A 26020-nucleotide genomic window follows, 5' to 3' on the forward strand; every position below is an offset into this window, starting at 1 on the left:
CATCTTGAGCGGTTCGGCGTGCCGGGCAAGACGCTGATCGGTTCGGACTCCCACACCCCCACCGGCGGCGGCATCGGCATGATGGCCATCGGCGCCGGCGGTCTCGACGTCGCGCTTGCGATGGCGGGCAAACCCTTCCGCATCCCCTATCCGAAGGTGATCGGCGTCAAGCTCACCAACCGCCTCGCCCCGTGGTGCGCGGCCAAGGATGTGATTCTGACCATGCTTTCGATCCTGACCACCAAGGGGAACGTCGGCTCCATCGTCGAATACTTCGGCCCCGGCGTGGCGACCCTTTCGGTGCCGCAGCGGGCAACCATCACCAACATGGGCGCCGAACTCGGCGTCACCACCAGCGTCTTCCCCTCCGACGAATCGACGAAGCGCTTCCTCGAAGCGCAGGGGCGCGGCGACGCCTTTTCTCCGCTCGCGGCCGATGAGGACGCCGAATACGATCAGCTGATCGAAATCGATCTGGCGAAGGTGGTTCCGCTGGCGGCCTGCCCCTCCAGTCCGGACAACGTCAAGCCGATCTCCGAACTTGCCGGAATCCAGGTCGGGCAGGTGATCATCGGTTCGTGCACCAATTCAAGCTACCGCGATCTCGCGATGGTGGCGCAGGTGCTCAAGGGCCGCCGGGTCAGCCCGAACCTCACCCTCGCCATCGCCCCCGGCAGCCGTCAGGTGCTGGAGATGCTCTCGCGCAACGGCATGCTCGCCGACATCATCGGCGCCGGCGCCCGCATCCTCGAAACCGGCTGCGGCCCCTGCATCGGTCAGGGCCAGAGCCCGGCCGACGACACCGTGAGCGTGCGCACCTTCAACCGCAACTTCGCCGGGCGGACCGGCACCAAGGGCGATCAGGCCTATCTGGTCAGCCCGGAAACCGCCGTGGCGGTCGCACTCACCGGCGCCTTCACCGATCCGCGGGAACTTGGCATTGAATACCCCGAAGTGGCTGAGCCGGAGAAGTTCCTCATCAACGACAACATGATCCAGCTCCCCACCGGAAAGGGGGAAATCATCCGCAAGCGCACGATCGGCGAGCCGCCGATGAACAAGCCGCTTCCGGACAGTCTCGACGGCGTGGTGGTCATCAAGGTCGGTGACAAGATCACCACCGACCATATCATGCCGGCGGGCGTCCACCTCAAGCTGCGGAGCAACATCCCGGCCTACTCCAAGGTGGTTTTTGAGTGCTTCACCGAACCGGGCAAACCCTCCTTCGCCGAACGGGCCGCCGCGGTCCGCGACGCCGGAAAGGCGGGCGTGATCGTCGGCCGCGACAGCTACGGCCAGGGATCCAGCCGGGAACACGCCGCCATCTGCCCGATGTACCTCGGCGTCAAGGTGGTGGCCGCGCTGGCCATCGAGCGCATTCACAGCGCCAACCTGGTCAACTTCGGCATTCTGCCGCTCCTCTTCGTCAATCCGGCGGATTACGACGAGATCAGCGAAAAGGATTCACTCAAGTTCGACGGCATCCGGGAACAGCTCACCGCCGGCGGCGAAATCAAAGGGACGCTGGTCAAGGCGGATGGCACCATCCGGGAAATCCGTTTCCGCCACAAACTTTCCGACGAGGACATCCGCATGATCCTCGCCGGCGGGATGCTCAATCTGTGACGGCCGACCGGATTCCGGAAGCGTGGCGTTCGTTTCTCGGCGAACGCCTCGACCAGAACCAGCTCGACCGGATTCTGGAGCAATTGGAGGAGGAACGCCGTTCCTGCGAGGTGTTTCCCCCGCCGGGGAAGGTGTTCCACGCCCTTGCGCTCACTCCGCCCGATGCGGTGCGGGTGGTGCTGATCGGGCAGGATCCCTACCACGAGGAGGGGCAGGCCGAAGGGCTCGCCTTCTCAGTGCCCGAAGGGGTGAAGTTCCCGCCGAGTCTGCGCAACATCTTCAAGGAGTTCGCCGCCGATCTCGGCAGTACCGTTCCGAACTCCGGTTCGCTCCACGCCTGGGCGGAGGCGGGGGTGCTGCTGCTCAACAGCGTCCTGACCGTCCGGGCGCACGCGGCGGGCAGTCACCGCAAACTTCACTGGGAGAAATTCACCGATTCGATCATCGCCGCCCTGAGCGAAAAACGTTCCGGTCTGGTCTTCATCCTCTGGGGGAATTACGCCATCGGCAAGCGCCCGCTGATCGACGAAACGAAGCATCACGTGATCGCCGGGGTGCATCCGTCGCCGCTTTCGGCCCATCGCGGTTTTTTCGGCAGCCGCCCCTTCTCGGAAACGGAACAATTCCTCCCGGGGTGGCGCTGGCCGCGGCTGTGACAGCGGCAGGAGATCCACTCCCGGTTTAAAGAAAAACAAAACGAATCTGTATCGCTGAGAAAAGGCCATCCATGAATCCCGACAGAAAAAAAGCGCAGTTCCGTCCGTGCATCGACCTGCACGACGGCAAGGTCAAACAGATCGTCGGCAGCACGCTTTCCGACTCCGGGGAGGGGTTGAAAACCAACTTCGTCGCCGACCGCAGTCCGGCCTGGTTCGCCGGACTTTACCGGAAAGACAACCTCCGCGGCGGACACGTCATCAAACTCGGCCCCGGCAACGACGAAGCGGCGAAGGAGGCATTGGCCGCGTGGCCCGGCGGCCTGCAGATCGGCGGCGGCATCACGGCGGAAAACGCCGCCATGTGGCTCGACGCCGGCGCGGCGCAGGTGATCGTAACCAGCTACATCTTCCGCGACGGAGTCCTCTACATGGATTGTCTGAAGAAGCTTTTTCAGATCACCGGGCGCGACCGGCTGACGCTCGATCTGAGCTGCCGCCGCGGCCGTGACGGCGCCTTTTACATCGTCACCGACCGCTGGCAGAAGTTCACATCGCTCCGGGTGGAGGCCGAAACGCTCCGCCTTCTGGCGGACTACTGCACCGAATTTCTGATCCACGCGGTGGACGTCGAAGGGAAACAATCCGGCATCGACCGGGAACTGGTCCGCCTCCTGGCGGAATCCTCGCCGATCGACTGCGTCTACGCCGGCGGCATCTCCACGCTGGCGGAAATCGACGACATCGAAGCGCTCGGCGGCGGAAAGGTGCACTACACCGTCGGTTCCGCATTGGATCTCTTCGGCGGAAAGCTCAAATACGCCGACATTCTCCGCCGCTGACCGGAAACACTACGCCCGGGGAGGCAGAGTTTCCAGCAACCGCTTCACCCGTTCAAAATCCTCGCGGAGGAAGGTGTCCTCCTTCTCACGGGTCGCGATGGAGGAGGAGAGTTCCGGCAGAAGCGCTCCCAGGCGGCGCAGTGTCCCGCAATTCCGTTCGGAAAGCGCGAGCATGGTCAAGGCGTAATAGGCGAAATTCCGCTCCTCCGGAGTGCCGAGAGCGGCGGAATGAACCAGAAGTGCGACGCTCTTTTCCGGCAGGACACAGCCGTTCTGATCGAGCAGGGCGGCGCATTGGCGGGCGTTTGCCGCATCCGGCGGCAGAAGTCCGGGCCGCACACGGCAGATCCACTCCAGCGTCATCCGTTCCGGAGCAACCTTGACGCCGCCGGAAAGCCACTCCGCAACCGCGGCCGGATTGTAATCGTAAAAGAGATTCTCCAGCAGAAGCGCCTCCGCCGGTTGAACGGAGAGTTTCTTCGCCCGCTCCACCTCCTGCTGAAGCAGTGGAATCCGCTTTTCCGCCTCCTCGATCTTCCGTTTGATCCGCGCATGAATCCGCAGATTGGGATCCTCCGGCGGACTCTTCGGAATCTGGATTTCAGGCGGCGGAAGCGGCACCACGGCAACGACGACCAGCAATCCGGCCAGCAACAGCATCCATTTGCCGCGCTTCTTTGCAGATTCATCCGGAACTATCTTATGATAAAGATCTTTTATCTTCCGCCACTTTTCCGTTATTTTTCCGGCAATTTCCCGGTACTTTTCCGTTTTCCGCCCGGCCGGGGCGCTGTTTTCCCCGTAGATCAGGCGGCGCAGTTCGCCACTCAATTCGGCCGCGCTCTGCGGACGATCCTCCGGATTTCTGCTCATCATGCGCATCACCAGCGCGGCAACCTCCGGCGGAATCTGCGGATTGACGCTGCGCGGGTCCGGCGTCGGCGCATTCAGCACCTGCCGCACCATTTCAATCGGCGTCCGCCCCTTGAAGGGAAGTTCGCCGGTGAGAATTTCAAACAGCGTAGCCCCGAGGCTGTAGATGTCGCTGCGGGCATCGACCCGGCTGGAATCGGCGCACTGTTCCGGCGAGGCGTAGGCCGGTGTTCCGATCAACCGGCGGCGGCCGGAGCCGTCTTCCGCGGAGTCACTGCAGCGGGCGATGCCGAGATCGGCGAGCTTGATATCGCCGGAACCGGTCACCATGATGTTTTCCGGCTTGATGTCCCGGTGGACGATTCCCAGCCCGGCGGCGGACTCCAGCGCTTCCGAGACCCGCAGTGCGATCACCAGCGCCCACTCCCAGTCGATCACCTCGTGGCGGTCGATCATCTGCTGAACCGTTCCGCCGTCGATGTACTCCATCACCAGCATGCAGACGCCGGTCGCTTCGTCGATTCCGGCGTCGATAACTGAAATGACCGAAGGATGGTTGATCCGGCAGGCGACTCTCCCCTCCCGAAGGAACTCCTCCGCAAAATCCGGCTTCTTCTCCATCACCGACGGAAGCAGTACCTTGATCGCCACCGAGCGGCCGGAAACGGTCGAAACCGCCAGATAGACCTCCCCCATGCCGCCGCGGCCGAGGAACCCTTCCACCCGGTACTCCCCCAGTCGCGCCCCTTTTTGAAACATGGCATCCGGCGGAATGTTCATGGCTACTTCTCCCCTTTCGGCCGGTTCATCATCCAGGCGTTGCGCAGATGAGTCAGCCGCTCCAGCTCCGCGTTGAGCCGGTCCAGCTCCGTTCGGAGTTTGCTGTTTTCCGCCGAGAGACGAAACGCCGGCAGTTCCCCCGCCGGAGCGGCAGCGGACCGCTCCACCAGGCGGATCAAAACCGTGAACAGCAACAGCAGAATCAGGAGGACAATCCCCAGCCCGGAGCGGCCGAAATGAAACAGTCTCCGACCCGGTTTCGCCGAAGGTGCGGCGAAATCGCCTTTTCGCCTCTCCACCGGCGGCGGAGGCAGGGGAATGCGCTCTTTCGGCATCGTCCGTTTCGGCGCCTGACAGAGGGCGCGCACATCGGCCGGAGCCAGCCGCGACAACAGCATCTTCAGCTCGGAATTCAGCTCCGCGGCGCACTGAAAGGCGGTCACAGGCTCGCGGGAAAGCAGCCGCATGATGACGACGGCCAGCGGACCGGGAAATTCGGGCCGCCACCGGCGGGGATCGGTTCCGTCGCTCCCCTCTTCCGGAGCGGGTTTCCGCCCGGTCACCATCTCATAGGCGATCCGCCCGAGCGCGAAGAGGTCGCCGCCTCCCCCGGAAAGCGCTTCGGTGGAAAGGGCGAAGTTTCTCTCTTCCGGAGCAATATCCAGCCCATCCAGTTCGATCTGACCGAAATCTTCTGTAAAGACGATCTTCTCCGCCGTGAGCCGCCCGTGACGGAGCCCCGCCTCCTCCAGAGCGGCAAGGCCGCCGGACGCCGCCAGCAGCACCGTCAACGCCTCCTCGCCGGTCAGCATCCCGTAATTGTCGAGATCCCGGAGCGATTTCGGCGCGACATTCTCGTAGACGGCGTAGAAGAGCTTGTGTTTCTCGTCGAATCCGGTCTCCAGCGGCCGGTAGAGAAACGGGCTGGAAAGGGCGCACACCGCACGCAGCCGGCTGGAAAGTTCGCGGATGAACTCCGGAGAGCTCCGGCGCTCCGACACCGCCTTGAGCCGGCGGCGCACATCCAGCTGGGGATGGCGGACGTCGAACAGATAGAAGCCGTCTTCCGGCAGCCCCTCCTCCATCACCTCATACGGCCCGATCGTCTCTCCGGCGCAGGGAAGCGGCAGAGTGTTTCGATACGGCACCCGGATTGTCGGCGGTTTGCCAGCCATTCGATCTTCTTCCCCCCTGATGCAGAATGATGACCCGTTCTAACATAAGATAGCAACCCGGCAGAATGGTTTCAAGCGGAAAACGCAATTTTTCCCGAATCCACCCGCTCCTGCCGCCGCAAAATTCCGTTTTTACCCCTGTTTCTGCGGCAGAACGATCTGTTCCGCGTCGCGGAAAAACTCCAGAGAAGGGAATTCTGTAAACGTGAAGAAGAGTTGATCGGCGTGCGCGATCGTCTCGAAGAAACGGATGCAGTTCTCCTCATCCAGTTCACCGGTCACATCATCCACCAGCACCGCCACCCGCTCCCGCGCCGAACGGCGGACCAGATTGAATTCCGCCAGCTTGATCAGCAGTGACAGCATCCGGATCTGCCCGGTGGAACCGTAGTGGCGCAGCAGTTTGCCGTCGAGAAAGAATTCGAACTCATCCAGCTGCGGACCGATTCCGGTACAGCTGCGGATCATTTCGCGCTCCCGGTTCCGCTCCAGAAGCGCGAGATACTCCGCGGAGGACTCCGGGTAATCACAGCGGAAATGAATCCGGAACTGTGCCTTCCCCCGCTGCAACAGCATCCGGTTCACCTCCTGCTCCACCGCGGCGGCGTACTCCCGACGCCGGGCGGCGATCAACGGAGCATGGGCGGCAAGTTCCGGTTCGAACGCCGCCGCCACCGCGGCACGTTCCGGCAATTTCAGCGCATGATTCCGCTGGCTCAGCGCCCGATGGTAGTTCGACAGCGCGGCAAGGTAACCGGAATCCAGCGTGGAGATCAGCATATCGAAAAAACGGCGACGGCAGGAGGAGCTCCCGCCGGTGATGTTGCGGTCCTCGGGCACGAACACCACCGTGCGGAATTCGCGGATGAATTCACTGGAACGGCGGATGCGATTGGCGCCGATGAAGGTCTCCCGCCGTCCGGAAAGGGCCTGAACCACCCGCAGATCCTCGCGGAGCCCCCCTTTGTCGATCCGGCAGCGCAGATCGAACCCTCTGCTGCCGAGCCGGACCATCTCCCGCCCGGACACCGTGCGGAACGAACGCAGAATGCTGAGAAAGGAGATGCTTTCGAGCAGGTTGGTCTTGCCGATCCCGTTCGGACCGGTAAAGACCACCTTGTCGCGGGAGAACTGAAACCGCCCCGACGAATAGTTGCGGAAATCGGTCAGTTCAAGCTGTTCGATCAGCATTACTTCTTGCGGATCGGCATGATGACGTACAGGAAGCCCTCGCCGCCCTCGATCGCCACCGGATTGAGCGGGTCATTGATCTTCATGCGGACCGTATCCGCGTCGCAGTTGCGCAGCGGGTCGGCCAGGTAGGCCGGGTTGAACGAAACTTCAAACGGCTCGCCGTCGTACGCCACTTCCACCATATCGCTGCCTTCGCCCACTTCCGAGCTGGACGCCTGCAGCTGCAGCTGATTGTCTTCGAAGTGCAGAATGATGAACGAACTGGAATCCGACAGCACCTGGGAGACCGTCTCGATCTTGGTCAGAAACACCGAGGTCGGCAGCTCGATCGAACGCGCAAACGACGCCGGAACCACCTGCCGGTAGTTCGGGTAATTTCCCTCGATCAGCTTGGTGGAGAGTTCGAACCCGGCCGCTTCAAAGACGCACTGCTTGTCGCCGAGCCGGATCGACATCTGCGCATCGCCTTCGAGCAGACGGCGCACTTCCAGCGCCGCCTTCAGCGGGATGATCGAATCGCCGTCGCCGCCTTCGACCGCCTCCGGGGTCTTCTCCTGCATCGCCAGACGCTTGCCGTCGGTGGCGACCAGCGTGATCATCGATTCACGGGCGCTGAGCAACACACCGGTCAGAACCTTGCGGGAGTCGTCGGCGCTGACCGCGTAGGAGATGGCGCTGACCATCCGCTTGAACTCCCCTTCGCGGATTTTGATCTCCCGCTGGGCGGAAAATTCCGCCGCCACCGGGAAATCCATCGCCGGCAGTCCGAGCAGCGTGAAATGGCTGGTGCCGCAGCGGATTTTGATGTGATCCTTCTCGTCGACGTCGAACACCACGTCGGTTCCGACGAAGCATCCGACCAGGGAGGCGAGCTTCCGCGCCGGAATGGTCGTCACACCGGCGCTCTCCACGGTCGCTTCGACCTTGGTGGAGATCCGGATTTCCAGATCGGTCGTCGTCAGCGTAAGAACGCCCTCTTCCGCCTGAATCATCACATTGCCGAGAACCGGCAGCATGGAACGCGAACCGATGATGCTCCCCACCCGCTGGAGCGCTTTCTGCAGTTTTTCACGGTTGACGGTAAATTTCATTTTCCTTGCCTCCCGAATGCAATTCGTTGTTCTTCATCATACATCTATTAAGATAGCTGTCGAAACCGGTTTCTTCAAGTTGAGATTCCCCAATATTGAACAAAAAAGAGCACTCTTTTCCGCAGAGAACGACACAGGTTTCGCTCCTTCCGGGCAAGGGAATTCTCCTGCTGTAAATTCATTAATCAATAGAGAAATTATCAGCAGTAGAGTCGCGCTTTTTTGTGAATAACTATATTCGCCGTCTTGGAATCAACGAGTTGAAAATCCTCCGCGTTGTCAATAAGTATGATCACCGATTGTCGGAGGATGTCAACGGAATCATTTTTTCACAATTCCTTAACGGATTATTAACAACTTTTTCACCGGGTTATAATCAACCCGGGAGCCGGATCCATACAGCTCTAGAAACAGACCATCATGAACTGGCATTTCGCATTGTCTGGATTGTGCCAGAAATAATATACCGTTTCCGTCTGTTCCTGTCGCGCAGAATAAAAACGGGAATTTTTCCGCTCCCCGGCATCCCACCAGAAAAGGTCGTCTGGTACGGGAAAAGGTTCCTGCCATTCGGTGTTTTCACTCTCTTTCAGCTGAAATTTCTCAAGGATGTTCTGAACGGTTTTCTGTGAGGATTGAAACGCGAAACAATAAAGGGGATCCGGCCCCATTTCATCGGCGTAAAAGTAAATTTTCGTGACATCAGAATCCGGATTGATTCCTGTCACACGGGCAAACCCCCGTCGATTTTCCCCGGTATCCGGCTTCTTTGCGTCATAACGAGAACAGCCCGTTGAAAGGAAGAGCAGAATCGTAAAAAAGAATATGGATTTTATCATGTCTGATTTCCCGCTGAAAAAATACCATACCACTGTTCCATCAAAAATCAAATCCAGCGAAGATCGTCTCCGTGTGGAAATTTCCGGCGGACAACTGGAAAATTGTGCGTTTCGGCAGTATTGTACGAAACAGGAGTTTGATGTATAATATGGCGGTTACCATTCACGATCTGGCCCGGCTTTCCGGATATAACGCTTCGACGGTCTCCCGCGCTCTGCGGGGAGACAACCGGGTGAAGGAGGCGACCAGAAGACAGATCCTGGAGCTGGCCAGAGAGAACGGCTACTCCCCGAACCTTCCCGCCCGGCAGCTCGCCCGCGGGAAAACCGGCAACGTCTGGTTCTGCTTCGGGTTCGCCGAGGCGGAGCGCGAACGCAGTCTCGCCGTCCGGCTCGATGAACTCCTCTACCGCCATGGATACGACCTTCAGATCGTGCTTCACAACAACTCTCCGGAACGGTTCCGCCAGTGGCTCGGCAAACTTCACCAGAAGGTGGCCGACGCCGCCGTTCTGATTCCGCCCGGGAACACCGAGGAGTGCCGGGAGCTGATTCCGCTGATCAACGCGCTTCCGGTGCCGCATCTTTCGCTCGACCGTTTCTGGCCGGAGCTGACCTGCCCGGTCATTACGACGGACAACTATTCCGCGGCGCGCCACCTGGTCGACCGCTGTCTGGAATGGGGCGCGCGGGAGTTCTATCTGGAGTTCGGCGACGTCAATCCGGTTCTGCGCGCCCGGGAGCGGGCGATCCGGGAACGGCTGGAGGAATTCGGACTGCCCTGCCGCGAACTTTGCGAACTTGCCTGTCTGGCTCCGGAAGGGGATCCGGTCGGCGTTCTCACCAATACGGCGCCCGTTCTTCCGCCGCTGCCGCCGGGGCGGATCGTCTACGGCGGATTTTTCGATGCCTGGAGCGGGCCGGGCCGGGAACCGTTCCGGAAGATCATTCTCTGCCGGCAGAACTTCGACCGGATGGCGGAACGGGCGATGGAAATTCTCCTTTCCATGCTCGAATCACCGCAGAAAGAGGTGCCGGCAATGGTGGAGATTCCGCCGGAATCGTTCCCGGAATTCTGACCATCAGTGCCGCGCGGGGGCGTAGAAGGTTCCGCGCTCCTGTTTCTCCATCTCCAGCAGCCCGAATTTGAACAGACTGTCGAGCAGAATCTGAATCTCCTCCTGCGGCAGCCCGAGCGCGACGGTGAGATCCGCGAGCGTGGCGGGCCGCCGTTCCACCAGATCGAGGATGGCGCGTTCGGCGCCGGTGCAGAGCTCCGGAGCGTGTTCCCGGCTGCGGCTGCGGTAACGGAACGGGCCGACCGCTTCGACCGGAACGATCGGTTCAAGCGCGCGGATGAAGCGGCGGGTGTTCTCCGCCGGAGAGGGTTTGACCCAGGACTCCGTGCCGGGGCGGTCGAGCGTGTTGAGCTGAACCATGGTGAGCTTCATCTTCGAAATGAGTTCGACGAAGCGCTGGATCGATTCGTCGGAGTCGTTGACGCCGGGCAGAATGAAGAGTTCCAGATAGAGATCGGCGTCGGTGTGATGGGTGAAGTCCGTGAGGTCGGCGACGAACTGTTCGAAACGAAGTCCGGGCGCCGGACGGTTGACGAGGCGGAACTCCTCCTCGTTGGAGGCGTCGAGTGAGGGGACGATGCGGTCCACCCGGGCGATCTCCCGGCGCAGCTCGCGATCCCCCAGGGAACAGCCGTTGGTCAGCAGACAGACCGGGTATTGCGGATAATGCTCCTTGATGAAATCGACGACCCGGCCGATGCCGGAGTTGAGCGTTGGTTCTCCCGAACCGGAGAAGGTGATGAAATCCAGTTGCGGAGCCGTCTTGAGGACCTGATCCAGCTCCTGCAGCACTTCGGAAATTGGAACGTATTCCTTCCGCTCCGTCGTGAGACAGGTGGTGCGGCGCGCTTCACAGTAGACGCAGTCGAGCGAACAGGTTTTGTGCGGAACAAGGTCGATGCCGAGCGATACGCCGAGCCGGCGCGAAGCCACCGGTCCGAAGACATGGTGCTGAATCATACAATCGTGAACTCCAGAATAAAAAAACGAAATAACGGAGAAATGACGGAAAAACGGCGGAGCGGTTTTACGGTTTCAACTTCCAGAGAGTGAAGTTCTTCTGCTCTTCGAACCCGAGGTTACGATAGAAGGATTCCGTCCCCGGTTCCCCTACCAGGCCGATCCAGTCGACGCCGCGTTCCTGCAAAACGGCGGCGATTTGACGGACGATTTCTCCGCCGATTCCCCGGCGCCGGAACGCTTTGGTGACGGCGACATCCTGAATGAACGCGTCGGACACCCCGTCGGAGATCGCCCGCCCCATGCCGATCAGCCTGCCGTCGCAGAACGCGCCGATCGCCACCGCGGAGCCTGCCATCGCCGGAACGATAAAACCGGTTGGATCTTCCTCGCTGATCCAACCGGCTTCCCGGTACAGCCCGGCAAGCTCCTTTTCCGTTTCCGGAGAAAGAGCGCCGAGCCGGCGATATTCCACTGTTTCACTCATGCGCACTGCACGAAGTAGCGGATGATGATGTAGGCGCTGGCCAGAATCATGCTGCCGACCGTCACCGGAACTCCGTACATCAGGAACTGGGTGAAGGTCACCTTGTAACCGTTCTTGCCGGCGATTCCGACCGTCACCAGGTTCGCCGCCGCACCGACCAGCGAAGCGTTGCCGCCGAGGCAGACCGCCAGCGCCAGACCCCACCAGAGCAGGTGCTGCATCTCGATGTTGTCGCGGAACACCGGCGTGCTGGCGATGAAGGTGGCAACCACGCTTGCCATCGCCGCGGTGAAGGAGACGTTGTTCATCACCGCCGCCGCAATCGCACTGCCCCACATGATGACCAGAATCACCACCAGAACCGGCCAGCGGTCCATCAGATTGAGCACGCTGCCGATCTTCGCCATCAGGCCGCACTCCTCCGCGCCGCAGACGAGGATGAAGAGCGCCATGAAGAAGAAGAGGGTGCTCCATTCGATCTTCTCGAGCGCATGGTCGACATTGACTTTGCAGAGCGCCAGCGCCAGCGCCGCGCCGGTCATCGCAACCACGCAGGGCTGCAGCCCCACCGCACCGTGAATCAGAAATCCGACGATGGTGAGAAGCATCACGATTCCGCCCCGGCGCAGATTCTTCCGGTCGGTGATGGCGGCGTTTTCATCGAGTTCCATGATGAGCGCGCGTTTTTCCACCGTAACGTGCATCCGTCTCGAGTAGAACGCCCAGAGGAAGATGCAGTAGATCACCATCACGGTGAGGATGAAGGGAGCGAGGTTGATGAGAAACGCCATGAAGTCCAGCTGGGCGATGGAGCCGATGATCAGGTTCGGCGGGTCGCCGATCAGCGTCGCGGTTCCGCCGATGTTCGAGGCCATCGCTTCGGCCATCAGGAAGGGTACCGGAGGAACTCCCAGTTCGTTGGCGACCAGCAGCGTGACCGGCGCCACCAGAAGAATGGTCGTCACGTTGTCGAGAAACGCCGAGAGAAATGCCGTTGCAAAGACCAGCAGGATCATCGTCCGGATCGGCAGCCCCTTCGCCAGCTTGGCGCATTTGATGGCGACAAACTGAAAGAGACCGGTTCCGGAGAGCAGGTTGACCAGCAGCATCATTCCGGCGAGGGTGAAGACCACGTCAAAATTCGAATAGCGGGCGAAGGTGTCGAGCTTATCGTAGCGGGCGGCCTTCTTCAACAGAGCGCCGTCGGCTTCCGAGAGAGCGTTTTCGGTCGCCGCCAGAGCGTTTTTCGCGCTCTGCTGCACCGCCTCTTTCTGCGGGGCGGCGATCTGCTTCACGCCTTCGGCGGTGGTTTCGGTCACTTCGACCTCACCGGTTTTCGCCGGGTGGTCCGAGCTGGAGTGACCCGGCCCGGGCAGAATGAACAGCATCATCAGCGCCGCACCGAGCAGGGCGGCGACAGTCTTGTGGATTTTTTCGGAAGCGATGACAATGTAGGTTCCGAAAAAAACGATCGTTCCAATCCAGAAGGTAAGCATTATCCACGCAGCACTTTCTTTACGATGTCCTTGACCAGCACCGTCCCCTGGTAGTGCTGATCGTTATCCACGACAAAGCAGGCCCGGACCTGCTGTTTGACCATTTTCACGGTGAACTGGATCAAGGGGGTATCCGGTCTCACCACCAGCGACGGTTCCCGCATGTAGTCGCGCACGACATGGCGGCCTTCCGCTTCGAAAATCTTGTTGAACGGTTCGAAACTGTTGAGAAAGTCCAGATTCTCCATCCGGAAGATGTATTCCGGAATGAACTGTTTGAGGATGTCCAGCGCCGCCAGCTCCCCGACCAGTTTGCCGTTCTCGTCGATGACCGGAAGCATGCTCCGGTTCAGACTGCTGATCAGGTCCAGCGCGCTGGAGAGGGAATCGGTGTCACGCACGGTTTCGCTGTTGCGGACCTCGATGTCCTCCGCGGTCAGGTGGCTGCGCACCTTGACATCGGCATGACGCAGAATGTCGAGGAACTCCTTCGCGTTGGTCGCCGAACAGAGGGTCTGCCGATTCTGCCCGATGAGCAGAAAACGGGTCAGCGCCGCCAGCGATTTCAGATAGAGATCGCTGGTGTCCGGCGAGATCAGCGACATGATGACCAGCCGGCACTGCTCCGGATCGACCGACTGCATCTGGACCGGCTTCGGCAGCAGTCCGACGATGATGTAGAGATCATCGCATTCCGGAAGCCGCAGGTGAGGCAGGGCAACGCCGTCATACGGCATCTGGAGCGTGTCTTCACGTTCGATCATGCCGGAGACCAGGTGGTCTACGTCGATCGGCACCTCCAGAACCTCTTTGGCACGACGCAGCATGTCCGTATAGATTCCGGAACGGCTTACTCCCTTGACGTTGGTAAATACCAGTTCTTCATTCAGAATGGATACCAGTTTCATCTTCCAACCTTTCCGTTTATCGTTACATACGATCGACAACCGCTCTGGCGAAGCCGGAGCAGCTCACTTCCGTAGCATTTTCCATCATTCTGGCGAAGTCGTAGGTGACCACTTTGTCGGAAATGGCCCGTTCGATTCCCTGGTTGATGAGATCCGCCGCCTCGGTCCAGCCGATGTGGCGCAGGAGCATTTCGCCGGAGAGGGCGAGGGAGCTCGGATTGACCTTGTCCTGATTGGCATACTTCGGCGCGGTGCCGTGGGTCGCTTCGAACAGGGCGTGGCCGGTGGTGTAGTTGATGTTCGCTCCCGGCGCGATGCCGATTCCGCCGACGCAGGCCGCCAGCGCGTCGGAGACGTAGTCGCCGTTGAGGTTCATCGTGGCGATGACGTCGTATTCATCCGGCCGGGTCAGAATCTGCTGGAGGAAGGCGTCGCAGATGCAGTCCTTGACCAGCAGCTTTCCTTCCGGCGCGACGCCGTTGCAGTCCGGCGCGGCCACCGCCACGTCGGCGAACTCCCGGCGCACCAGATCGTAGCCCCAGTTCTTGAACCCGCCCTCGGTGAACTTCATGATGTTCCCCTTGTGGACGAGCGTGACGTTGCGGCGGTGGTTTTTGAGCGCATATTCAATCGCCGCGCGGATCAGCCGTTCGCTGCCTTCGATCGAGACCGGCTTGACGCCGATGCTGGAGCTTTCGGGGAAACGGATCTTCTTGACACCCATCTCCTTCTGGAGAAAATCGATCACTTTTTTGACTTCCGGCGTTCCGGCGTTCCACTCGATTCCGGCGTAGATGTCCTCGGTGTTTTCGCGGAAGACCACCATGTCGGTCTTCTCCGGCGCCTTGACCGGGGAAGGCACCCCCTTGAAGTAGCGCACCGGCCGCAGGCAGACGTAGAGATCGAGCTGCTGACGCAACGCGACGTTGAGCGAGCGGATTCCGCCGCCGATCGGCGTGGTGAGCGGCCCTTTGATCGCGATCAGGTAGTCGCGGATGGCGTCGACCGTCTCATCCGGCAGCCAGATCGGTTCGCCGTAGACGGCGTTCGCCTTTTCGCCGGCGTAGAGTTCCATCCAGGCGATCGACCGCTTGCCGCCGTAGGCCTTTTCCACCGCGCGGTTCCAGATCTGCATCGAAGCGCGGGTGATGTCCGGCCCGATGCCGTCTCCCTCTATGAAGCCGATGATCGGATGGTCCGGCACCTGGAGTTTGCCGGAAGCATCGGCGACAATCCGGTCGCCTGCGGGAATTTGAATTTTTCTGTATGACATCGCTGAATTTCCTGAAGAGTTATGCCGGAATCCGGCCCGCTGTACATTTCAAATAATATACAACTTTTCCTAACAATCTTCAAGTAACTCCGTCAATTTTATCCGAAATCGCCGGTTTCGGCGCGGAGATGGTGAAACTGTCGTCCCCTGCCGGGTTTGCAATTCCGCGGGGTGAATGATATATTGAGAACAACCGAAACCGATCGAAACTTGCGGAAAGGATGTGCGAGAGTGAAACTCAGACTGTGGGCGGCCGCGCTGTTATCTGTTGCGGCAGGTACGATTCCGGCGGCGGATTTTCTGGGAATGCGCAGCTATCTTCAGACGGTGAAACTGCGCTATGCGACCGAAGCGGAGGCGGAGAAGGCGGAATTGCGCCCGATGGCGCTGCCCAACTGGTACAGAATCGCCTTTTCCGGCCGGTGGGACGACAATGCCCTCAACCACTACCGCACCCATGCGGCGATGACCGACAACAGGATCAAGGGGACGTTTTACCTCACCGATCCCGGCCGCAACAAAAAGGTCGGGGCGGAGTTCTGCCGGAAACTGCTGGAAAAGGGCTGTTCGCTCGGCATCCACACGCTCAGCCATCCCTTTCTGCCGACGCTGAATCCAAACGAGCAGTTCTACGAGATCATGCATCTTCGGGCAATCCGCGAGGCGGACAGCGACTCGGTGTTCTCCACGATGGTCTACCCCTACTGCAGTTTCGGCAGCAGATTCGAGCCGGAGATCATCCTCGACCTCGGGAAGGCGATGCGCAGCACCGGCGTGATCGGGGCCCCCACCGTGCGGTACAACAAACAGGAGAAGGCGTTCGGTTATCCGGAGGAGACGCTGGCGGAAAGTTACCTGCTCCGGCCCGGCGACCGCGACCCCAATCCGGAAACCTTCCACAAACAGCTCTCCTCGGCTCTGAACAATGGAAAAGCGCTCGAACAGAATCCCTGCATCTCCATTTCGATGCACTCCTGGCACACGGAGGAGGGGTTGAACACGTTGCGCAAACTGCTCCGTGAAGTGGCCGACTGCCCCGACTGGTGGTACTGCAATCAGAATGAATACGCCGCCTACCGCTTCGAATTTCACCAGACGAAGGTGACGAAAAAGGTGGAGGGGAAGGAGGCGCTCTTCACCATCGAACGATTTGAACCGGCCACGCTCGGGGCCGATCCGGCGCTCTGGTTTTCCCTTGCCGGGGCGAAACCGCAGGCGGTTGAAGGGGCGGTGCTGAAGGTCGCCGCCGGACGGATGGCGCTGGAACTTCCCCACGATGCCGCTTACCGGCTGCCGGAAACGATCTCTCTTCTGAAGAAGGATGGAACGTTTGACAAATTTCCGTATCTCACGGGTTCGATGGAAAAAACCGGGGAAACGATCGCGGTGAAGCTGGTCAACAAAGGGGATGTGCCGATGACCCGGCTGACGCTTACGCTCCGGTGCGGCGCGGCGTATACGCCGGATGTGCAGGTGCGGAAGCCGGTGGAGCTCGCGCCCGGGAAGTCGATCGAGACGAAGTTCCAGCTCGGAACGATGCGCAGTGAACTCCGCTACCGTCTCGGGAAGCCCTACTTTGTCGTCGAAGCGGATTTTCTGCGTGACGGCAAGGCCTGCCGGGTGTTTCTGCCGCTGCGGCTGGAGGCGGATTCGTCGCTCCGCTGCATCGGGACGACGGCGCGCGCGTTCGGGCCGCTGCCGGAAACGGTTGATCTTTCGGCGCTCTCCCGCCCGGGAGCGGCAATCGACCTGCCGGAAATCACCGCGAAGGACCGGGAGAAGAATGCGGAGAACGTGATCGCCTTCCGCCGGCCGGGGAAACAGTATCAGCTTCCGCCCTACCGGGTGGCTTCGGTGGTGGAATTTGAACCGGTTTCCGCCGGGAAAATTCTCTTCCGGGGAGATGTTGCCGAGCTCTGGGTCAACGGGGAAAAGGCTGTGAAAAACAAATCCGGCTGGCTGATTCCGGTGCGGGAAGGGAAAAACCGGGTGGTGGCGGTTTCCACCGAAAACCGGGGGCAGATCCGCCTCGCCCGCTGGCTGGTCCCCGAAGCGGGGAAGGTCCGCTCCTGGCTGGTTCCGGAGACGGAGAAGGAGGCGGCCAAATGAGACGGGGCATGACGGGATTGTTCGCTTCTCTTCTTTTTCTGCTGCTGACGGCGGGCTGCGGTCCGACGGTGAAGGTGGATGGTGAAACCTATTCCGCTCTCACGGAAGAGGAACAGAAATTTCTGGTCCGCCTCGCCCGGCTTTCGCTGGAACGCTCCCCGAAGGCGATCTCCAAAGAGGAGCTCGTTGTGGTGAAACAGAGAGAGCCGGGAATGGAGCTGGAGTACACCGGCGATAAATTCGGCAAGGCGCTGGTAACCTGGCAGCTGCCGGAACGGAAACTCACCGTGATCTTCGAAGGGGAACTGGCGGGCGATCAGCGCATCATCTATCTGCAGAGCGAACAGAATCCGGTGGATTTCATCGATTACAGCAAAGGAAAACCCGTCGTCCGCAAGCGCAAAGCTCCGACGACGGGCTCCGGTGTTCCGACGAACACGTTGCAGGTCAGATCACCCGCTCAATGACGATTTCCGGGTCGATCTCCTCGCGCAGGATGCGTTCGAGTCCGCCCTTGATGGTCATCGCCGCGTGCGGGCAGCCGCCGCAGGCGCCGCGCAGCTTGAGCTTGACGGTCTTTCCTTCGATTCCGACGATTTCCAAATCTCCGCCGTCCGCCTGCAGGTGGACGCGGAGCTCTTCCAGCCGGTCGGTGATTCGCTTGGCCAAATCTTCCATATTTCAGATCTCCTGATTCGGTGGTCTCTTCTTCCTCCCGCCCTCCGACCGGACGGGATTCCGAAATTTACTGTCAAAACTACACAATACATCAAAAATTGTATTTTTCAAACGCTCTTCCGCCGCTTCCTGCCGCCGGGGTCCTCTCACCAGTCGCGGGAGTGCAGATCGAGCAGCTCGTAAATCCGGTTGCGGGTCCGCGGATTCGCGTGGAGCGAGTTGGAGGTGTAACCGACCGCGAGTCCCGTCTTCTTGTCGGCGATCCCCTCCGAACCGCCGTAGCCGCCGTGGCCGAAGATCCGCCCCAGATCGTCCTTCGGCCCGGAGAGCACGTATCCGAGCCCGAAGAGCTCCCAGGTGCCCGGCACCAGCGGTACCGGATCGTCTGCCGCCCGGGTCAATGTGGTCGCCCGGTCGAGCATGGCGCGGGAAAGCAGCGGCGGCACACCCTTCGCCGTGCCGAGCAGTGCGGCGTAGTGCTTCGCGATGGCGCGGGCGGTGGTGTGGCAGTTGAAGCCCGGCAGGCAGGCGCGGCGGACCGTCTCATACGTGATGGCGTTTTCCAGCGGGGAGAGCAGGGATTTCTCCTCCGGTTTCACCGGCGGGAGGTCGTTGCCGCGCACCAGGACGGCGCGGCGCCGTTCGGCATCGTCGGTGGTGCCGTAGAAGAGAAGCGGTTCGATTCCGAGCGGAGCGGCCACCTCCTCCCGCACGATGGAGCGGAACTCCTTCCCGGTGGCCCGTTCGGCCACGCCGGGAACCAGCCAGGAGAAGGTGATCGCCTGATAACGCGCCCGGGTGCCCGGTTTCCAGGCCGGAACCGCCTCCGCAATGCGCTGCTGCATGATGTCGCGGTCGATCAGCTCGGCTTCGGTGCAGGGCGGCGTTTCAAACAGACCGGTCCGGTGGCTCAAAATGTGCCACACCTTGAGCTCCTCCTTGCCGTTGCAGCCGAATTCCGGCCAGAGGTCGGCGACCCGGTCTTCGAGGTGGAGCCGCCCCTGTTCGATCAGGCGGAGAAGTGCGGTGACGGCGAAACCCTTTCCGGTCGAGAAGACGGGGAAAACCGTATCGGCCTCCACCTTTCTGGTCCGCCCGGGATCGGCCCAGCCGGCCCATTCGTCGAGGATCTGTTCGCCGTCGAGATAGACCGCCAGCTGACAGCCGAGCTCCTCTCCGGAGGAGACCGCCTCATCGAGCAGCTGCCGGATCTGCCGGCGGAGTTGAGGGAGTGGAATCATTGCTGTTCTCCTGTAGAAGTTCAACGATCTTGTTCTGAACCGTGAGAACGTAGAGATTGCCCAGATGGGCGCCGCGGTCGAACCAGGTGATTCGGCTTCCGAGCGTGCGGTCGAGCCAGAGCCGGTCCTCCGGCGAGAGCAGGAAGTCGTCGTAGTTGTGAATCACCCGGATGGAGGGGTTGCGTTTGAGTTCCGCTTCGAACGAACGCAGTCCGGAGTTTCCGAAGAGTTCCGCCAGCGTCTTGTCGGGGTGCTCCGGAACGAGGAAGCGTTCGGCGTATTCCCGGAAGCTCACCTTGTCGATCTCGCAGTAGAGTTTGTTCCTATCCCCCCAGGAGTAGGGGGTGTCGAGCGTCAGCCCCCACTCCCGGTGGGCGTGGAAGAGCAGTCCGCGGATCGAGATGCGGAAGTAGAGCCCGGCCAGATAGGCCGCCTCCGTCTCGTCGAGCGGCGCGCGGTAACTCATTCCCGGCGTCGGTTCCGCGGCGGGATCGTACACCGGATAGGATTTCATCATCGTCGCCATGACCCGGCCGCCGGTGTCGGAGAGCCGCTCGACCGCTTCGGATTCGCTCCACTCCGCCCCGGTCCGCGAGAGCGCGTCGGCCTGCGTCATCGCGTAGTCGAGATCGGCCGGCGGGTTGATCGCAAGGTAGCGGCGGATTCCAAGGGTGTTCTCCTTCGCTTCAAGTTCGGCGATTTTGAGCGTGTGCAGTGCGCCGAAGGAGTAGCCGAGCAGAACCACCTCCGGGTCACTGATCTTTTCGGCAGCGGCGAGTTCATCGAGCACCAGCCGGATGGCCCGGCGGAGGGAGGCGGCATCGTCCGGCAGGTAGCCCGGCAGGCGCCGCTTGCCGGTGCTCTGCATGAACTGCCAGGTGAAGGTGCTGTCGAGCGCGGCGACCGCATAGCCGTGGCGATGGAGAAGTTCGGCGATGGCGGTCGTGGTCATGCCGAAGTAGTTGCCGCCGATGCCGGGCAGCAGGATCGCCAGCTTCTGCGGTTCGGGAGCGGGCTTCTTTTCCGCATCTTCCGGCTCCTCTTTTTCCGGAGCCTTCCAGAAACCGTAGCGGAGCGCCGGGAGATCTTCGGCGAAGTAGATCTTCCGGTCGGAGCACTGTTTGGTGAAGTCGGAGTTGAAGAACGACAGCCGGAAGAACCACGGGTCGTCGTTGTTCTGCGCCTGGAACATGCCGACCCGCAGCGTGTCGAGCAGCGGACTCTGGCCGTCGTAGCCGGGGATGGAGATCCAGTTGCCGGTCATCCCCTCCGGCTTCGGCGTCGTCCGGCGGTCGGGCAGCGGCGGCAGCATCGCGGCGAGCGCCTTCTTCGCCTCGTCGAGCTGTTCGGCGTCGCCGGACTCTTCGGCCTTTTTGACCGCCTCTTCGGCCTTTTCCTTCGCCTTCCGGGCGGCGGCGGCCTGATTCTGGGCGTGATAGAAGTACATCTTTCTCTGCAGTTCCCGCCGCAGGAGCGCAAGTTCCCGATAGGATTTGTAGGGGTCGCCGCTGCCCTCGACCACCTTGGTGTAGGCGCGGTGGGCGATGACCATCCGGTTGAGCGCGGTCGCGTATCCGGCGTAGGGAATGTAGGTCTTGATATCGAACGCCATGTCGAAAATGCTCGCGACGGTGTCGCGCACGTTGAGCGTTGACATGAGCGGCAGAATCAGCGTGCAGCCCGGCCCGATGCCCCAGGCGGCGAAGGTCTGCCCGAAGTCGGATTCGGTGCTGTAGAAGTCGAACCAGTGGGCCGCCGGGTCGAAGAGTCCGGCGATGCCGAGCGTGGTGTTGATGAGGAAGCGCGCGGTCTCGTCGCCGGCCCCCTGCCACTCCGCTCGGAAGAGACAGCTGAATGCGCGGGCGGGAAACTCCAGATTGACGCAGAGGTTGTTGAATTTCTCGATCACCGGCCGCGGCAGAATCGAGGTGTAGACCCGCCCGACCGGATCGACGAAGTAGTTCATGATGAAGTCGGTGCAGGAGAACATCGCCCGGTTGAAGCCTTCGATCGGATCGGCGCCGCCGAGGGTGTTTTCCAGCTCCGACGGGGTCCAGATTCCTTCGTGGGCGGGCGGGGCACTCTCTTCCGGTTCCTCCGGCTCTTCCGATGTTTCCGATGTTTCCGCTTCCGGAGCGGATTCCGGTTTCTTCTCCTCTTCGGTCGTCTCCGGCCGGACCGTTGTCGCCTGTTCCTCCGTTTCCGGCGGAGCGGGTGCCTCCGCCTGTCCGGAGCGGCATCCGATTCCGGTAAAAAGGGCAAGAAGAAGGGCAGACAACAACAGCAGCAGACGCTCTCTCTTCATCATTCGATTATTCCTTCCGATGTGGCGATGCCGCGTAATATAACGGCGTTTCGGCGCAAATACAACCCGGAGGAACGGCTTTTTGAAAAAGCGGCTCCGGAGTTTGCGCTCCGGAGCCGGCGGTTTCAGTAGGCGATCTCCACCATCCGGTGGCAGGTGAAGGCGGGAACCTCGAACTCCACCCTGCCGTCACGACAGGTGAACGGCACCTCGTGTCCTTCCGGAACGAACTTCACCGAGCGCGGCGTTTCGTCGAGCTTCAGCGAAACCTTCGCCGGCGGACAGGGATTGAGCTCTTCGATCACCTCGATCGGACGGGTGGCGGAGAGATTTCCGCCGGAGAGTTTGACCTCTCCGCCGCGCAGGATCGTGTTGGCGTAGAGCAGATGGAGCACATAGCGATTCTCCTCCTTCTGGCGCATCAGCGTGGCGCGCCCCTGCGACGGCAGCGAGACCTCGAGCTGGATCTCTCCGCCCAGGAAGCGGTGGATCGCCCGCCCGATGTATTCGCGCACCGCCACCGCGCCCCATCCCCGGTAGATGGTGAAAACCGGGTGGGCGAAGTAGAGGATCGATCTGCCGCACACCCCCGCGTCATACCCGGAGGGTTCCATCCGGTACGGCGTGTGCTGGTGGCTGCAGAAGTGCTCGTAGGTGCGGTTGAAATAGGGATCAAAGACTTTGCCGAGCGATTCCCCGTTCCGCACCTTGATCCGCTGGGAGCGGCCGTACATGACGAACGGCGTGCCGACGAACTCCGGCGCGAATTCCGGCGCGGCCTCGACGTAGTCCGGCAGATAGGGACTGGCGCCGGAGAACTCCGCCCCGATGTCGAAGAGAAATTCGTCGCGGGCGGACGCCATGCCGCTGGTGCCGGAGAGGATCAGCTTGCCCCCCTTCGCGAGGAAGTCGCGGAGTTTTCCGGCAAGCGCTTCATCGACCCGCACTTCGTCCGGCAGGATCAGGCAGCCGTAGCGGAGGAAATCCATCTTCGAATCGACGAAGTCGAAGGGGATATGCTCCTCGAGCAGTACGCGGGCAACGCCGACGTCGCCCGGATAGTCGCCGCGGATTCCGGTCGCCGCACCCTTGCCGAGGACGGCGACGCGGGCGGCGCTTTCGACCTTGTCGCACCACGCCTCCTTCTTCGCCACGTCACGGTAGGCGGCGCCGATGATCTCGTAGGTGCTCTTGTCGAGCCGCCCGGAGGGGTGAAGCTGGTCGCCGACGCTGCACTTCGAGCCGTTGGCGATCATCGCGGCGCACTCATAGCGCAGTGCGTTCGGGTGCTTGAAGCCGCCGAATTCGCCCCAGGTGGTGTGAAACTTCCCGGTCATGCCGAGGAACTCCATCCCGAGATTGCGGCAGTAGGCGGCCGACATCGGGTAGTGGTCGTAGCCCCAGCCGCCGGTCGGCAGCGATTCCAGTTCAAGGTGGCTGAAGTACTTGAGGATCTCGGTGTCGCCCATCGTCACGTGGCCGGAGTTGTGGAAGACCGGCATCTTCGGATTGCGGCTCCGGGCGGCGGCGGTGCTCCGCTGGTAGTATTTGAGCAGCACCTTCCGCGCATAGGCGAGGCGGTCCTCCGGCTTCGTCGGGTCGAACCCATCCGCCTTCATTCCGGCCATGCAGTATTTGCAGCAGCAGGGCCCCTGCGAGATGATGTCGAGAAAGATCCCGTCCGCGTCGGGGAAGAGCGTCACGGTCTCCTCGATCTGGCGGCAGAGGTAGTCGAGGTAGGGGGTGTTGAAACAGAGCTTCGGGAAGCCCGGTTCGAGCGGGGAACGGTTCCAGCCGCTCCAGCGCCCTTCAAAATCGATTTCGCGCCATTCGGGGTGTTCGAGCCCCTTCATTTCGTTGACGCCGGCGGTGAGGTAGACCGGCACGTTGATGCCGATCTCATGGCAGGCGTCGATCTGTTCGCGCAGCAGGTTGAACTTGAGGTGCGGGTGCATCCGCCCCACTTCGGTCGGGTGGTAGCTCCAGCCGTGATGGCAGCTGGAAAAACAGGTGATCGAATCGACCGCGGCGTCGCGGAGCCGCTCCTGCCACTCCCGGCGGTCGAACGCTTCTCCGATTCCTTCGATGAAGGGAGAGGTGTGAAAGTCGAGGTGAATTTGACGAAAACGCATGATTTCCCTTGAAAAAACTCCGCCGGAACCATTTCCGGCGGAGTTGCGGGTTGAAGGTTGAATCCTTACCGGTAGACCGGGCCGAGCGCCTGGCAGGCACGGTAATCGGCGCCCTCTTTCTCCATGCCGAACGCATTCCAGACCGCCGGGCGGAAGATCTTCTCTTCCGGCACGTTGTGCATGCAGACCGGAATGCGGAGCATCGAAGCGAGCGTGATGAGGTCCGCGCCGATGTGGCCGTAGTTGAACGCGCCGTGGTTGGCGCCCCAGTTGGCCATGACGCTGTAGACATCCTTGAACGCGCCCTTGCCGGTGAGGTTGGGCACGAACCAGGTGGTCGGCCAGCCCGGGTCGGTCCGCTTGTCGAGGATGTCGTGGATCTCCTTCGGCGGCTCGTAGGTGTAGCCTTCGGCGATCTGGAGGACCGGGCCGAGCCCCTTGATCCGGTTGATCCGGCTCATGGTCACCGGCATGCCGCCGCGGGTCAGGAAGCGGCTGGAGAAACCGCCGCCGCGGAAGTAGCCGAGGTTCGCCGGAACCCAGGTGGTCGCATCGAGACAGGCCTTCGCCTCGTCGTCGGTGATCTCCCAGAAGGGCTTCATCACCGGCTTGCCGTCGCGGGTCTGGCGGCCGGTGGCGTCCATCGTCGTCGCGCCGGAGTTGATCAGGTGGATCATGCCGGGCACTTCGAGGTCGAATCCGGTCGCGCGCTTGACCGCTTCCGGGCTCCAGTAGGTGCGCACGTCGCTGAACCCGGAGGCGGTGCCGGTCAGCAGGTGGCCGAAGAGCATCGCCACGCCGTTGAGCGCGTCGTTCTCGGTGGCGACCACGAACGCTTCGCGGATGCCGTTCCAGTCGAACGAGGAGTTGAGCACGGTTTCCAGGAAGTCGCCGTTGGGCATGTGGTCGGTCCACTGCCGCTGGCCCTGGAATCCGGCGGCGATGGCGTTGTGCCCCTCGGCCTCTTCGCGGAATCCCATCTCGGCCAGCTTCGGATTGCCCACCATCAGGTCGCGGGCGATGATCGCCATCTTGGCGACGTATTCCCACACCTTCTGCTGTTCTTCCGGCGTCTTGCCCGCCTTGCCGTTGTAGATGTCCTCATACTGGCGGCAGTTCGCCTTGATCCAGGCGAGCGCCTTTTCGTATTCCGCCTCGTCGTAGATCTTCTCGTTGACCCGGCGGATGATTTCGCTCATATCGACCGATTCGCAGCGCATGTTGAGGTATTCCTCGAAGAATTCGGGGCTGACGATCGAGCCGGCGATGCCCATGGCGACGCTGCCCATCGAGAGGTAGGACTTGCCGCGCATCAGACCGACCGCCACCGCCGAACGGGCGAAGGCGAGGATCTTGGTCGCGACATCTTCCGGAATCTCGGTGTCGGTGGCATCCTTCACATCGCGCCCGTAGATGCCGAACGCGGGCAGTCCCTTCTGGGCGTGGGCGGCGAGCACCGCGGCCAGATAGACCGCGCCGGGCCGCTCGGTGCCGTTGAATCCCCAGACCGCCTTCTGGGTCAGAGGATCCATATCCATCGTCTCGGAGCCGTAGCACCAGCAGGGGGTGACGGTCAGCGTCGCGGTGACGTTCTCCTTGGCGAACTTCGCCGCACAGGCGGCCGCTTCATTGACGCCGCCGATGGTGGTGTCGGCGATGATGCATTCGACCGGTTTGCCGTTGGGGTAGCGGAGGGTGCTGCTGATGAGTTCGGCGGCGGCCTTCGCCATGTTCATCGTCTGGACCTCAAGGGATTCGCGGATCCCTTTGCGGCGGCCGTCGATGGTGGGGCGGATTCCGATTTTCGGCAGAGTTGTAATCATTTTTTCACCTCATTGGTTGAAGGTTGAGCCGGAAAAACTGTATACACTTATTATTGTAGCCGAATCCCGGGCAAAATCAAGCCGCCGGAGAGGAATTTTTTGGAAAAAAGCGGAGAAAGTGTGCGATGCAGAGGGGAATTTCCTGGAAACAGAGGCAAAAAAAATGGTACCGGAGACGTGTGACGCCACCGGTGCCGTTTTTTACCTCAAGATGGGCTGCAACAGATTGATGCACAATAAAAAACTATCGTTCTGACCCGATCCTACACAAGGCATCTTGAATTGTCAAAACGGCACTTTTTGGTACATTTTCATCTTCAAACGGCACAAAACGGCACCGTTGAAAAGTAGGTACCACGGCCTCCAATCCTGAAATCAAACAACTGGTTTACTATAACTCTTCATATTCGCCATTGCAAACCGGTTTTCAAAATTTTCTCTTGAAATAATGTA

Annotated in this window: 21 protein-coding genes; 6 read left to right on the forward strand and 15 right to left on the reverse strand. The window is 61.1% G+C overall.

The window, feature by feature from the left end:
* From ACMLHG_RS11720 to hisA, 3 genes are all read left to right on the forward strand, one after another.
* A partial coding sequence (locus ACMLHG_RS11720) for an aconitate hydratase (protein ID WP_417170620.1) occupies window positions 1-1626 on the forward strand: 1626 nt, incomplete at its 5' end.
* On the forward strand, window positions 1623-2282 hold the full coding sequence (gene ung, locus ACMLHG_RS11725) for a uracil-DNA glycosylase (protein WP_294432702.1): 660 nt from the start codon (window positions 1623-1625) through the stop codon (window positions 2280-2282). The genes ACMLHG_RS11720 and ung, both read left to right, overlap by 4 nt.
* A 71-nt stretch (window positions 2283-2353) precedes the next feature.
* Complete coding sequence (hisA, locus tag ACMLHG_RS11730; protein ID WP_294432705.1) at window positions 2354-3124, forward strand: phosphoribosylformimino-5-aminoimidazole carboxamide ribotide isomerase; 771 nt, start codon at window positions 2354-2356, stop codon at window positions 3122-3124.
* Between the two features lie 9 nt (window positions 3125-3133).
* Here hisA and ACMLHG_RS11735 read toward each other — a convergent pair whose 3' ends face one another.
* The 5 genes from ACMLHG_RS11735 to ACMLHG_RS11755 form a co-directional block, all read right to left on the reverse strand.
* Window positions 3134-4777, reverse strand: a complete 1644-nt coding sequence (locus ACMLHG_RS11735; RefSeq protein ID WP_417170621.1) for a serine/threonine-protein kinase — start codon at window positions 4775-4777, stop codon at window positions 3134-3136.
* A 2-nt stretch (window positions 4778-4779) separates the two neighbouring features.
* Window positions 4780-5952: a hypothetical protein gene (locus ACMLHG_RS11740; RefSeq protein ID WP_417170622.1), complete on the reverse strand. Its 1173-nt coding sequence runs from the start codon at window positions 5950-5952 to the stop codon at window positions 4780-4782.
* A 132-nt stretch (window positions 5953-6084) separates the two neighbouring features.
* Window positions 6085-7143 carry a DNA replication/repair protein RecF gene (gene recF, locus ACMLHG_RS11745; protein ID WP_417170623.1) on the reverse strand — a complete coding sequence of 353 codons (1059 nt, stop codon included), beginning with the start codon at window positions 7141-7143 and terminating at the stop codon, window positions 6085-6087.
* A complete protein-coding gene (gene dnaN, locus ACMLHG_RS11750; protein ID WP_294432712.1) occupies window positions 7143-8237 on the reverse strand; it encodes a DNA polymerase III subunit beta in 1095 nt (364 codons plus the stop codon). The genes recF and dnaN overlap by 1 nt, the downstream gene beginning before the upstream one ends.
* Window positions 8238-8641: 404 nt before the next feature.
* Entirely contained in the window at window positions 8642-9127 is a 486-nt protein-coding gene (locus ACMLHG_RS11755) for a hypothetical protein (RefSeq protein WP_417170624.1), read from the reverse strand.
* Window positions 9128-9225: 98 nt separating this feature from the next.
* Between ACMLHG_RS11755 and ACMLHG_RS11760 the strand changes: the two genes are divergently transcribed.
* Window positions 9226-10155, forward strand: coding sequence for a LacI family DNA-binding transcriptional regulator (locus ACMLHG_RS11760; RefSeq protein WP_417170625.1), 930 nt, complete (start codon window positions 9226-9228; stop codon window positions 10153-10155).
* Window positions 10156-10158: 3 nt separating this feature from the next.
* Here ACMLHG_RS11760 and ACMLHG_RS11765 read toward each other — a convergent pair whose 3' ends face one another.
* From ACMLHG_RS11765 to icd, 5 genes are all read right to left on the reverse strand, one after another.
* Window positions 10159-11115, reverse strand: coding sequence for a radical SAM protein (locus ACMLHG_RS11765; protein WP_294432717.1), 957 nt, complete (start codon window positions 11113-11115; stop codon window positions 10159-10161).
* Window positions 11116-11182: 67 nt separating this feature from the next.
* Entirely contained in the window at window positions 11183-11602 is a 420-nt protein-coding gene (locus tag ACMLHG_RS11770; protein WP_294432720.1) for a GNAT family N-acetyltransferase, read from the reverse strand.
* On the reverse strand, window positions 11599-13098 hold the full coding sequence (locus tag ACMLHG_RS11775; RefSeq protein WP_294432723.1) for an ArsB/NhaD family transporter: 1500 nt from the start codon (window positions 13096-13098) through the stop codon (window positions 11599-11601). The genes ACMLHG_RS11770 and ACMLHG_RS11775 overlap by 4 nt, the downstream gene beginning before the upstream one ends.
* On the reverse strand, window positions 13098-14006 hold the full coding sequence (locus ACMLHG_RS11780) for a CBS domain-containing protein (protein WP_295808778.1): 909 nt from the start codon (window positions 14004-14006) through the stop codon (window positions 13098-13100). Before ACMLHG_RS11780 ends, ACMLHG_RS11775 begins: the two co-directional genes overlap by 1 nt.
* Window positions 14007-14028: 22 nt before the next feature.
* Window positions 14029-15279, reverse strand: coding sequence for an NADP-dependent isocitrate dehydrogenase (icd, locus tag ACMLHG_RS11785; RefSeq protein ID WP_294432726.1), 1251 nt, complete (start codon window positions 15277-15279; stop codon window positions 14029-14031).
* Between the two features lie 231 nt (window positions 15280-15510).
* On the opposite strand from icd, the gene ACMLHG_RS11790 reads away from it, so the two are divergent.
* Window positions 15511-17388, forward strand: coding sequence for a polysaccharide deacetylase family protein (locus tag ACMLHG_RS11790; RefSeq protein WP_417170626.1), 1878 nt, complete (start codon window positions 15511-15513; stop codon window positions 17386-17388).
* Window positions 17385-17855 carry a hypothetical protein gene (locus tag ACMLHG_RS11795; protein ID WP_294432731.1) on the forward strand — a complete coding sequence of 157 codons (471 nt, stop codon included), beginning with the start codon at window positions 17385-17387 and terminating at the stop codon, window positions 17853-17855. The genes ACMLHG_RS11790 and ACMLHG_RS11795 overlap by 4 nt, the downstream gene beginning before the upstream one ends.
* On the opposite strand, the gene ACMLHG_RS11800 is transcribed toward ACMLHG_RS11795, so the two are convergent.
* The 5 genes from ACMLHG_RS11800 to ACMLHG_RS11820 all read right to left on the reverse strand — a co-directional run bounded on the left by ACMLHG_RS11800 (window position 17836) and on the right by ACMLHG_RS11820 (window position 25564).
* On the reverse strand, window positions 17836-18066 hold the full coding sequence (locus tag ACMLHG_RS11800; RefSeq protein ID WP_294432733.1) for a NifU family protein: 231 nt from the start codon (window positions 18064-18066) through the stop codon (window positions 17836-17838). The genes ACMLHG_RS11795 and ACMLHG_RS11800 overlap by 20 nt on opposite strands.
* A gap of 146 nt (window positions 18067-18212) precedes the next feature.
* A complete protein-coding gene (locus ACMLHG_RS11805) occupies window positions 18213-19307 on the reverse strand; it encodes a serine hydrolase domain-containing protein (protein WP_294432737.1) in 1095 nt (364 codons plus the stop codon).
* Window positions 19258-21615, reverse strand: coding sequence for an MlaA family lipoprotein (locus ACMLHG_RS11810; protein WP_417170627.1), 2358 nt, complete (start codon window positions 21613-21615; stop codon window positions 19258-19260). The genes ACMLHG_RS11805 and ACMLHG_RS11810 overlap by 50 nt, the downstream gene beginning before the upstream one ends.
* 122 nt (window positions 21616-21737) lie before the next feature.
* On the reverse strand, window positions 21738-23744 hold the full coding sequence (locus tag ACMLHG_RS11815; protein WP_417170628.1) for an alpha-amylase family protein: 2007 nt from the start codon (window positions 23742-23744) through the stop codon (window positions 21738-21740).
* A 65-nt stretch (window positions 23745-23809) separates the two neighbouring features.
* The gene (locus ACMLHG_RS11820; RefSeq protein WP_367170037.1) at window positions 23810-25564 is read right to left on the reverse strand and encodes an L-fucose isomerase; all 1755 of its coding nucleotides are present in this window, start codon (window positions 25562-25564) and stop codon (window positions 23810-23812) included.
* Window positions 25565-26020: the final 456 nt, after the last annotated feature.

This window comes from Victivallis sp., assembly GCF_048170485.1.
Lineage (GTDB): Bacteria > Verrucomicrobiota > Lentisphaeria > Victivallales > Victivallaceae > Victivallis.